General features: G+C 62.6%; 8 protein-coding genes. 1 reads left to right on the top strand and 7 read right to left on the bottom strand.

Going from position 1 to position 10,454, the window contains the following annotated elements; all coding sequences use genetic code 11:
- Nucleotides 1-550: 550 nt before the first annotated feature.
- The 3 genes from ACODTY_RS02045 to ACODTY_RS02035 form a co-directional block, all read right to left on the bottom strand.
- Complete coding sequence (locus tag ACODTY_RS02045) at nucleotides 551-1,357, bottom strand: exodeoxyribonuclease III (protein ID WP_488992623.1); 807 nt, start codon at nucleotides 1,355-1,357, stop codon at nucleotides 551-553.
- 166 nt (nucleotides 1,358-1,523) lie between these two features.
- Nucleotides 1,524-2,210, bottom strand: coding sequence for an outer membrane lipoprotein carrier protein LolA (locus tag ACODTY_RS02040; protein ID WP_488992622.1), 687 nt, complete (start codon nucleotides 2,208-2,210; stop codon nucleotides 1,524-1,526).
- 72 nt (nucleotides 2,211-2,282) lie between these two features.
- Entirely contained in the window at nucleotides 2,283-4,949 is a 2,667-nt protein-coding gene (locus ACODTY_RS02035) for a DNA translocase FtsK (protein WP_488992621.1), read from the bottom strand.
- 197 nt (nucleotides 4,950-5,146) lie between these two features.
- On the opposite strand from ACODTY_RS02035, the gene ACODTY_RS02030 reads away from it, so the two are divergent.
- Nucleotides 5,147-5,947 (top strand): class I SAM-dependent methyltransferase, encoded by an 801-nt coding sequence (locus tag ACODTY_RS02030; protein ID WP_488992620.1) that lies wholly within the window; start codon nucleotides 5,147-5,149, stop codon nucleotides 5,945-5,947.
- A gap of 21 nt (nucleotides 5,948-5,968) precedes the next feature.
- On the opposite strand, the gene ACODTY_RS02025 is transcribed toward ACODTY_RS02030, so the two are convergent.
- From ACODTY_RS02025 to ACODTY_RS02010, 4 genes are all read right to left on the bottom strand, one after another.
- Nucleotides 5,969-6,685, bottom strand: coding sequence for a hypothetical protein (locus tag ACODTY_RS02025; protein WP_488992619.1), 717 nt, complete (start codon nucleotides 6,683-6,685; stop codon nucleotides 5,969-5,971).
- A 163-nt stretch (nucleotides 6,686-6,848) separates the two neighbouring features.
- Nucleotides 6,849-8,141: an NCS2 family permease gene (locus ACODTY_RS02020; protein WP_488992618.1), complete on the bottom strand. Its 1,293-nt coding sequence runs from the start codon at nucleotides 8,139-8,141 to the stop codon at nucleotides 6,849-6,851.
- A 380-nt stretch (nucleotides 8,142-8,521) separates the two neighbouring features.
- Nucleotides 8,522-9,868 (bottom strand): ammonium transporter, encoded by a 1,347-nt coding sequence (locus ACODTY_RS02015; protein ID WP_488992617.1) that lies wholly within the window; start codon nucleotides 9,866-9,868, stop codon nucleotides 8,522-8,524.
- Nucleotides 9,869-9,899: 31 nt separating this feature from the next.
- Nucleotides 9,900-10,238: a P-II family nitrogen regulator gene (locus ACODTY_RS02010; RefSeq protein ID WP_488992616.1), complete on the bottom strand. Its 339-nt coding sequence runs from the start codon at nucleotides 10,236-10,238 to the stop codon at nucleotides 9,900-9,902.
- Nucleotides 10,239-10,454: the final 216 nt, after the last annotated feature.

Below are 10,454 nucleotides of genomic sequence, written 5' to 3'. Positions count from 1 at the left end.
TTCATCATGCCACTGGCATGATGAATTCGCTTCGCGAACCGGCTGCTCACCCCCGTAAACGGGGAGAGGGAAGCGACTTCTGTACCGCTTTCGCACTGCTGTGATGTCACGGAATGGATCCCGGACATTCCTTCCTCGCTTCGCTCGAAAGTGAATTCCGGGATGACGAAGCGGAGAGGTGGCACTCCCTAGCGGAGATGATGAAGCGCAGAGGTTGCGCTTCAGCCTGCTTCGGACATCAGGCTGGATTAACCGGCCAGGCATCTAACTCAAGACGAGATCTACGAACAGCGTCATCCCGGAAGCAAGCCGAACAACGTGAAGGCGACGCTGTCCGGGATCCATTCCGTGACAGTGCGGAAGTGCGCAGGCGATGCAGAAATTTGAAGAAGCCAAACCGGCCTTGCAATGAGTGAACCCCGCCAATTTCCAACCGGCGCAAAAGGATTCCGGACATTCCTTCCTCGCTTCGCTCGAAAGAGAATTCCGGGATGACGGGTTGGAGAGGTTGCGCCGACAATCGCACAACTGAGGTTGGGTAAGGCGCGAACTAGGCCAGGTCGAAGCGTGCGATGACGGGAACGTGGTCGGACGGCCGCTCCCAGCCGCGCGCTTCGCGCAGGATATCGTAGCCGGCAAAGTGCGGCACAAGATTGGGCGACGACCAGACATGGTCGAGGCGGCGACCCCGGTCGGAGGCTTGCCAGTCCTGCGCCCGATAGCTCCACCAGGTGTAGAGTTTCTGTTCGAGCGGCACATTGAGCCGCATCAGGTCTACCCATTCGCCGGCCTGCCGCATGGCCTCGAAATTGGTCGTCTCGACGGGTGTGTGGCTGACGACGTTGAGGAGTTGCTTGTGCGACCAGACATCGTGTTCGAGCGGCGCGATGTTGAGATCGCCGACAAGGACGGAGCCCGACACCTCGTCATGCGCGGCGCGGATCGCCCGCATCTCCTCGACGAAGTCGAGCTTGTGCCTGAATTTCCGGTTGATCGCCGGATCGGGCTCGTCGCCGCCGGCGGGCACGTAGAAGTTGTGCAGCAGGATGGAAGTGCCGTTGGTGCGAACGGTGACGGAAATGTGCCGGCTGTCTTCGATCTCGCAGAAGCGCCGCCTCTCCACCACCTCGATCGGACGGCGCGCTACGGTCGCGACGCCGTGATAGCCTTTCTGGCCGTGGATCGCGATGTGCTCGTAGCCGAGCTTGCGGAACGCCTTTTCCGGGAAAAGGTCGTCGGGGCACTTGGTTTCCTGCAGGCACAGAACGTCTGGCCGGTGTTCTTCCAACAGGCGCTCGACCAGCGGCATGCGCAGCCGCACGGAGTTGATGTTCCAGGTCGCGATCGTGAAAGCCATGCGCCATGTTCCAATCGGGCGCACGGCGAGCGACCAATGGCCGCCGCTGGACTTCTCGCGCCCTTGTGAGGGTATCGGGCGGCAAACTGCCAGCAGCGATGGTCAAAGACAAGGCGGGCCGCGCCTTTCGGCACGGCTCACGGCGATTTCCACAGCTTGGAGCGGACTATTTCTGGGGCTGGCGCGAGTTGAGTTCGCGGTTGGCCCGATAGTCGATGGCAAAGGTGTTGGCGGCGAAATTCACGCCCTGCTTGACGTTGAAGATCATCACCGTCGTGTCCTTGCCCTGCGCATCGGTGATGGTCCACTGGCGCAGCTCATAGGTGTTCGGGTCGAACATCATGGTGATCTTGGAATTGCCGAAGACCGACTTGTCGGCCAACTGGATGGTGGTGAGATCGTCTTCCTGCTTCACGCTCTGGACCAGTTCGCCGGAAAGATCGATGCGGTTGTCCAGCAGCAGCTTGAGCGGGGTCTTCGACAGCGGATAAAGATCGGAGGTTTTCAGCTTCTTGTTGAGGATGACCACCGAATTGCCGTCAGACACGACCTGGAAATTGGACGGACCTTCATAGTTGAAGCGGATCTTGCCCGGCCGTTCGAGGAAGAACTTGCCGCCGGTCTGCTCGCCCTTGGGTCCGAACTGCACGAACTCGCCGCTCATCGTCTTGACCGAGGAAAAATGGTCCGCGATCTTCTGGGCGGCTTCCGGCACCGCGGCCTGCGCCGACGCCAGCAAGCGGAACCCCGGAACGATGTTGAGCGCCGAAGCGCCGACGAATGCCAGCCCGAAGCCGAGAAGGCGGCGGCGCGTCAGGGCAGAATCGGCAGGTGTGTCTTTGGTCATGCTCATCACTTTCGTCTCGTTGGCCTCTCATCACCTTTCAGTTGGGCTTAAGTTTGGCGAGGCCGGAAAGTTCCCTGCCTAGAACTTGTCGTCCTCGGTGGGAACGAGGATTTCGCGCTTGCCGGCGTGGTTTGCCGGGCCGACCACGCCTTCCTTTTCCATCCGCTCGATGATCGACGCAGCACGGTTGTAGCCGATGCCGAGACGCCGCTGGATGTAGCTGGTCGACGCCTTGCCGTCGCGCAGCACCACCGCGACCGCCTGGTCGTACGGATCGTCGGAATCCTCGAAATTGCCGCCACCGCCGCCGTTGCTGCCCCGACCCGGCGCATCTTCGTCGTCCTCGCCATCGTCTTCGGTGATGGCGTCGAGATATTCCGGCACGCCTTGCAGTTTCAGGTGGGCGACGATCTTCTCGACCTCGTCGTCGGAAACGAACGGCCCGTGCACGCGCTGGATGCGGCCGCCGCCAGCCATGTAGAGCATGTCGCCCATGCCGAGCAGTTGCTCCGCGCCCTGCTCGCCCAAGATGGTGCGGCTGTCGATCTTCGACGTGACCTGGAAGGAAATGCGGGTCGGGAAGTTCGCCTTGATGGTGCCGGTGATGACATCGACCGAAGGGCGCTGCGTCGCCATGATGACATGGATGCCGGCGGCACGCGCCATCTGTGCGAGACGCTGCACCGCGCCTTCGATATCCTTGCCGGCGACCATCATCAGGTCGGCCATCTCGTCGATGATGACGACGATGTAGGGCATCGGCTCAAGGTCGAGATGTTCGGTTTCATAGATCGCCTCGCCGGTCTGGCGGTCGAAGCCGGTCTGCACCGTGCGCGAGATCTGCTCGCCTTTTTTCTCCGCCTGCGCGACGCGCTGGTTGAAGCCGTCGATGTTGCGCACGCCGACCTTGGACATCTTGCGGTAGCGGTCTTCCATCTCCCGCACCGTCCATTTCAGCGCGACGACCGCCTTTTTCGGATCGGTCACGACCGGCGTCAAAAGGTGCGGAATGCCGTCATAGACCGACAGTTCCAGCATCTTCGGATCGATCATGATGAGGCGGCACTGCTCGGGCGTCATGCGATAGAGAAGCGACAGGATCATCGTGTTGATGGCGACCGACTTGCCGGAACCGGTGGTGCCGGCGACCAGCACGTGCGGCATCTTGGCGATATCGACGATGACGGCCTCGCCGTTGATCGTCTTGCCGAGCGCTAGCGCCAGCTTCGCCTTGGTGGTCTCGAAATCGCGGCTGGCCATGATTTCGCGCAGGTAAACCGTCTCGCGCTTGGCATTGGGCAGTTCGATGCCGATGGCGTTGCGCCCCGGAACCACGGCAACGCGGCAGGCAATGGCGCTCATCGAACGCGCGATGTCGTCGGCAAGGCCGATGACGCGCGATGACTTGATGCCGGGCGCGGGTTCGAGTTCGTAAAGCGTGACGACCGGACCCGGACGCACGTGGATGATCTCGCCCTTGACGCCGAAATCCTCCAGCACGCCTTCCAGCAGGCGGGCGTTCTGTTCGAGCGCATCCTTCGACAGGCTGGGATCGCGCACCACGTTGGGCGGGTCGGACAGGAAATGCAGCGACGGCATTTCGAACGTCTGCGAGCCGATCAGCGAGGTCTGCGCCTCACGCTGCACGCGGCTGCCGGGAGCGGGACGCGGGGCGGGTGCTGCAACGCGCGTTGCCGCATCGGAGCGGAAATTCTGGACATGGGCGGCATCCGGCCGGTGAGCCGGCATCGGCTCGTCCGCGAAATCCATATCGTCCATGTCGTCGCCGCCGAAGACGTCGACGTCGTGCGGATCGAGCGAAGCGCCGCGGTCATTGACCATCTGGGCAAAGAACTCGGGCTCGACGCGGGCGCGCCCGCCCCTGCTCATATGCGCCTCGGCCAATTCCTGGGATTCAACCCGTTCGGCGGCGCGGCGCCAGGCGCTGGAGCGCTGTTCCATCTCCGGCTCGAACTGTTCGTTCTGCTCGCGGCGGCGGGCGGCGCGACGGCGCAGATAGGCGCGGAACGACAGCCACCAGTGGGTCAAAGCGCCAAGGGCCAGCATGCCCTCACCGTCGTCGTCATCCTCGTCCTTTTCGAAAAGCACCTGATCGTTGTCGACGACCTCCGGCTTTTCGGGCTCTTCCATGACCGCAAAGCCGTTCTTGCGGGCGATCAGCGCCGAGCCGAAGGCAAACAGCCACAGCATCGGTGCGGCAAACAGCAAGGCGAGGAAGCTGGCGAACAGGCCGGTCGGATAACCGCCGACAAAAAGCCCTGGAATGTTGAGTACCATGTCGCCGACGACGCCGCCGAGCCCTGTTGGCAGCGGCCAAGTGTTTGGCGGCACCACGCAACCGGCGATCGCGGCCGCCAGAACGGCAAAGCCGAACCATGCCAGGCCGCGCTTGGGCAGATTGTCGACGCCGCGGGCCGAAAACAGCAGGAAGCCCCAGATGATGGCCGGGACCAGGCCGGCAACCGACGACAAGCCGAAGAACTGCATGGCGAGGTCGGAGAAAACCGCGCCCGCATAGCCCATGGCGTTGGTCACCACGTTGTCGGTGGCGTGCGAGAAGCTGGGATCGGCCACGTTCCAGGTCGCCAGGCTGGCAATGCCGAAGGCGACGAAGGCAAACAGGCCGCAACCCGCCAGCCGCCCGACCTGCCGGCGCGCGAACGCCTGCAACCCGCTATAGCCGGTATCTTCCAGCGCAAGCCGCGCAGTAGCCCCTGAACGCATGCATCTTCCCCGTCACTGAATGCTGCGCCGACACAGGCTCGCAGGTCGGCGGACTCACATGCCAGACTATCGGGGAGAAGGTTAAGGGTGCTTTAACCATGTAGACGCTGAACGGCTTATTCCGTCGGCTTGGCAAGCATCCAGCCAAGGTCTAGGATGACGGCTTGCTAATATGCCTCATGCCAAGGGGCCTTCCGATGCCGTCAAGCTTCAACGTTCATGATGCGACCGGCTACGACCAGTTGATGGGTCGCTGGAGCCGGAAACTCGCATCCCCGTTCATCGAATTTGCCGGACTTGCAAAGTGCGAAAGGGTACTCGACGTCGGCTGCGGCACCGGCAGCCTGACCTTCGCGCTGGCAGCTTCCGCCGATCCAGTGGAGATCGCGGCAATCGACTTCTCGCCTGTCTTCGTGGAGGCGGCGAGAAAGCGCAACACCGATCCGCGCGTGAAGATCAGCCAGGCCGACGCCTGCGCTTTGCCTTTCGAAGACGGCACGTTCGACCGCGCCATGGCGCTGCTCGTGCTGCATTTCGTGCCCGATGCCGGCAAGGCCGTCGCCGAGATGCGCCGTGTGGTGCGGCCGGGCGGCGTGGTGGCGGCCGTGGTGTGGGATCATCTCGGCGGCATGCCGGGTATGCGCATGATGGTCGATACGGTGGCGGCGCTAAGCGAAGGCGGGCGGCAACTGCGCGCCCGCTACTGCTTCCAGCCGATGATGCAGCCGGGCGAAATGAAGCGGACCTTTATCGAGCAAGGGCTGTCGGATGTTACGGAAACCGAACTGATGGTCCGCATGGACTACAGCAACTTCGACGACTACTGGGCGCCGATCGCCGCCGGAGAAGGTCCGCTGGGCAAATACATGACCACGCTGGATGATGCCGAGCGCGCACGCACCGACGCGGCGATGCGTGATGCGTATGAAGCGGGCAGGCCGGATGGCCCGAGGTCGTTTGCCAATGTCGCGTGGGCCTGCCGTGGCATTGTCCGCTGAGTTCGGCAGGCAGGTGCCTGGCTACCAGTTCGCCGCGGCGGGTGTCCAAAGGCCGAAATAAGGGCAGCCGAGGACATCGGCCTTGGTGCGGACGCCATCGACCATGGCCGGGTGCGTCATCTGCACCGCCCCGCACAAAGTCCAGTTGAACAGGATCTTGAAGTCGAACGCATTCGCCCGAACGATGACCGAGCTGCCTCGCGGCAGCGAGGCAGGCATCTGCGCCGCCAGTTCCGGGTCGAGTTTGCGCAGCTGAATGAAGGTCTTGGCAGCCTTGGCCTCAAGACCCGCCCGGTCCGACTTCTGCATAGCGATGACGGAATCGGAAACCTTGCGCAGAAAGTCGACAGCAACAGGAACCTGGGGAACCGTCTCGTTGTATCTACGCTCCAGGCTCTCCAAGACCTGATTTCCGTCCTGTGACGCGGGCATGAGCGCCCATACCGCCGAAACCATCAACGCCCCGAACAACACACCGATACCGATTGGCGGCAAGGAGTTCCTGATCGCCGGGCCAAGGGCGGAAATGGAGGGTTTTTTCTCAGGCTTGGGCGCAAAGGATGCTTCGATGGCGCTGATCGCAGCTTCGATGACGGCAGCGTTCGTTCCGCCATTCATCTGCCTGCCAACGGCAATCCGGGCAGCGGCGTAAATCTTCTCGCGTTCGGCAGGAGACCGGGCACCCCGGTCGACGATCGCCTTGCGGATGGCTTGGGTGATTTTCTCCGGCTGCATCATGCCCTCTGTTCCGGGCGTGGCCTATCACGGAAGAGACGGGTGCTCCAACCCTTATCGACAGGACGGGAAGCAAACATCCGCGCGGTCAGACACCGGCGCGTTTCGGGATAGCGGGAGACAAGAAACCGGCCCGGAAACATCCGGGCCGGTTTTCGCGGCAAATCTATTCGCTGACCATCGCAAAGCGGATGATGAACAGCGCGGCAACCAGCCAGGTTGCCGGGTGGACGTCGCGGGCGCGGCCCGTCGCGGTCTTCAAAACGGCATAGCTGATGAAACCGAAGGCAAGGCCGTTGGCGATGGAGTAGGTAAACGGCATCATCAGCGCGGTCAGCGCGGCGGGCGCTGCCTCGGTGATCTCCTCCCACTCGACCTCGACCAGCTCGCGCATCATCAGGCAGGCGACGTAGAGCAGAGCCGGCGCCGTTGCATAGACGGGAACCGAGCCGGCCAGCGGCGAAAAGAAAAGTGCGGCCAAAAACAGCAGTGCGATCACCAGCGCGGTCAAGCCCGTGCGGCCGCCGGCCTGTACACCGGATGCGCTTTCGACATAGGCGGTCGTGCTGGACGTGCCGAGCAGCGAACCGGCGACAATCGCCGTGCTGTCCGCCAGCAAAGCGCGGCCGAGCCGGTTTGGCTTGCCTTCCTCGATCAACTTGGCCCGCTTGGCGACACCGATCAGCGTTCCGGTGGCATCGAACACTTCGACCAGCACGAAGACGAGGATGACGTGCACGAGACCGCTGTGCATCGCGCCAAGGATGTCGAGTTGCAGGAAGGTCGGCGCGATCGACGGAGGCATGGAAATGATGCCGCCGAACTGGGTGACGCCCAGCGCCATTGACAGGACGGTGATGACGAGGATGCCGAGCAGGATTGCGCCACGCACCTTGAGCGCGTCGAGTGCGGCGATGATGAAGAAGCCCAGGATCGCCAGCAGCGGCCCGGTCTTGGTCACATCGCCCAGCCCGACCAGCGTTGCCGGGTTGTCGACGACGATCTCGGAACTCTTGAGCGCGATGATGGCGAGGAACAGGCCGATGCCGGCGGCGATGGCGCTGCGCATGGAATGCGGGATGCCCGCGATAAGCCAGCTGCGCACCCCGGTTACGGTCAGGATCAGGAAGATGACGCCGGAAATGAACACCGCACCGAGCGCCTGCTGCCAGGTGAAGCCCATGGCTCCGACCACGGTAAAGGCGAAGAACGCATTGAGCCCCATGCCGGGCGCCATGCCGATTGGCCAGCGCGCCAGCATGGCCATGATGAACGAGCCGAGCGCTGCCGCGAGACAGGTGGCGACGAACACGGCATTGCGGTCCATGCCCGTGGTGGACAGGATCTCCGGGTTGACGAAGATGATGTAGGACATGGTCAGGAAGGTTGTGACGCCCGCGATCACCTCGGTGCGGACGGAAGAACCTTCCTCCTTCAACTTGAAATAAGCTTCGAGCATTGCTGCTCCTCCTCTCGCTCCTCATTGCGACAGCGAACCGCGCCGGATGGTGGACGACAGGCTACCGAGAGCCGGCATCTGTCTGAATCAACTGAGTTAAATTGACCTCACCAACAGGTCGAGCACTTAGGTCAAGACCTGAAAAACGTGCCCGTTGGCGCTCCCTCGCCCAATGGCACGCAACTTCTTCCCGTTGCGCCCTGCACGCAAGAGGCGAATCCCCCCGGTGAATCCGAAGCTGTTTCGCGTTTTTGTTGAATGTGGCGGCCAAGGTGGCGGCAAAAAAGAGGCCCGGAACATGCCCGGGCCAAGAGTCGTGTCACGGAATCGACAACCGCGACGGGTGGAATACAGGCGGCCCGTCAGGCCGCCCGTTTGGATCAGGAATGGTAGGCAACTTCTCCGTGCGAGGTGATGTCGAGGCCTTGCGATTCGGTTTCGGCCGTGGGCCGCAAGCCGACGACGAGGTCGACGAGCTTGTAGAGGATGGCCGACACGACGCCGCACCACACGACCGTGACCAGGATGGCGAGGACCTGCGTCCACACCTGGCTGGCCATGGTGACGCCTTCGGCATAGCCGACGCCGCCGAGCGAAGCCGAGGCAAAGACGCCGGTTCCGATCGCACCGACGATGCCGCCGATGCCGTGCACGCCGAACACGTCGAGCGCGTCGTCATAGCCAAGCTTGATCTTCACCGTTGCCACGAAATAGTAGCAAACGACGGAGGCGATTGCGCCGAGTACGATGGCGCCGACCGGGCCGACGAAGCCCGCCGCCGGCGTCACCGCCACCAGCCCGGCAATGATGCCGGAGGCAGCGCCGAGCATAGAGGCCTTGCCGCGCGTAACGGTTTCAACGACAGCCCATGCGATTGCAGCACCTGCCGTGGCCGTGAAGGTGTTGATCATGGCAAGCGCTGCCGTGCCGTTGGCGGCGAGCGCCGAACCGGCATTGAAGCCGAACCAGCCGACCCACAGGATGGAAGCGCCGATCATGGTGAAGGGCATGGAGTGCGGGGCCATGTTGTCACGCCCGTAACCGTGGCGCTTGCCGATCAACAGCGCGCCAACCAGCGCGGCGATGCCAGCGTTGATGTGGACGACCGTGCCGCCCGCGAAGTCGAGCGCGCCCCAGCCGAAGATGAGGCCGTTGGCATCCCACACCATATGCGCGATGGGGAAATAGACGAGGCTGACCCACAGTACGACGAACAGGAGCACGGCGGAGAATTTCACCCGCTCGGCAAATGCGCCGATGATGAGCGCCGGCGTGATGGCGGCGAAGGTCATCTGGAAGCAGAGGAAGACGAATTCCGGAATGGTGCCGGTTTCCGATTCCCGCGTGACGCCGGCGAGGAAGACCTTGCCGAGACCGCCCCAATAGGGGCTGGTGCCGCCGCCGAAAGCGAAGGAGTAGCCCCACAGCACCCAGACGACGATGACCACCGCCGTGATCATGGTGCATTGCATGAGGATCGACAGGATGTTTTTCGAGCGGACGAGGCCGCCATAGAACAACGCAAGGCCGGGCAGCGCCATGAACAGGACGAGGATGGTGGACAACATCATCCAGGTGGTGTCGCCGCTGTTCAGCGCCGACACCGGAGCGGCTGCTTCGGTTGCGGTGGGCGCGGCTTCCTGCGCGAAAGCGGCAACCGACCCGAGCGCCGAGAAAGCGAGGGGCGCCAGCAATCCCGCACGCTTGAGAGTGGAAGGAAGTCTCATTGATTTCTCCATTTGCATGTCGACTGGCCGCTCAGAGCGCGTCGGTGTCTGTTTCGCCGGTGCGGATGCGCACGGCCTGGTCGATGCCGAAGACGAAGATCTTGCCGTCGCCGATCTGGCCGGTCTTGGCGGCGTTGCGGATGGCCTCGACGGCCTTGTCGGCAATATCGCTATCGACCGCGACCTCGATCTTGAGTTTCGGCAGGAAGCTCACCGCGTATTCCGCGCCGCGGTAGATTTCTGTGTGCCCTTTCTGACGCCCGTAGCCTTTGACTTCGGTGACGGTCAGCCCTTGCACGCCAATGGCGGTAAGCGCCTCGCGCACCTCGTCGAGCTTGAACGGCTTGATGACAGCCATCACGATTTTCATCAGGTCTTGCCCTTTGCTTGTGCGGGTCCCCGCGTTGCACGTGGCCCTGCCCATCCCGCATGGGACCGCAGAACATCCACGAACAATCAAGCTCCGTGCCAATTGGCGGGCAAAGAGGTTAAGAGGCTGATTTTACATGTGTATTTTCATAGTGCGGCGCAACAATTCAGATGCGCGGCAATCCAGTTTGCTTAATTAATAAGCAATGAAAAACAA

Source organism: Mesorhizobium sp. FG116, assembly GCF_057809835.1.
This window is presented reverse-complemented; position numbering and strand designations above follow the sequence as displayed.

Excerpts from the sequence above, each read along its gene's own strand:
- ACODTY_RS02045 (WP_488992623.1), bottom strand. The coding sequence starts at position 1,357 with ATGGCTTTCACGATCGCGACCTGGAACATCAACTCCGTGCGGCTGCGC.
- ACODTY_RS02020 (WP_488992618.1), bottom strand. The coding sequence starts at position 8,141 with ATGCTCGAAGCTTATTTCAAGTTGAAGGAGGAAGGTTCTTCCGTCCGC.
- ACODTY_RS02010 (WP_488992616.1), bottom strand. The coding sequence starts at position 10,238 with ATGAAAATCGTGATGGCTGTCATCAAGCCGTTCAAGCTCGACGAGGTG.
- ACODTY_RS02040 (WP_488992622.1), bottom strand. The coding sequence starts at position 2,210 with ATGAGCATGACCAAAGACACACCTGCCGATTCTGCCCTGACGCGCCGC.
- ACODTY_RS02015 (WP_488992617.1), bottom strand. The coding sequence starts at position 9,868 with ATGAGACTTCCTTCCACTCTCAAGCGTGCGGGATTGCTGGCGCCCCTC.
- ACODTY_RS02030 (WP_488992620.1), top strand. The coding sequence starts at position 5,147 with ATGCCGTCAAGCTTCAACGTTCATGATGCGACCGGCTACGACCAGTTG.
- ACODTY_RS02025 (WP_488992619.1), bottom strand. The coding sequence starts at position 6,685 with ATGATGCAGCCGGAGAAAATCACCCAAGCCATCCGCAAGGCGATCGTC.
- ACODTY_RS02035 (WP_488992621.1), bottom strand. The coding sequence starts at position 4,949 with ATGCGTTCAGGGGCTACTGCGCGGCTTGCGCTGGAAGATACCGGCTAT.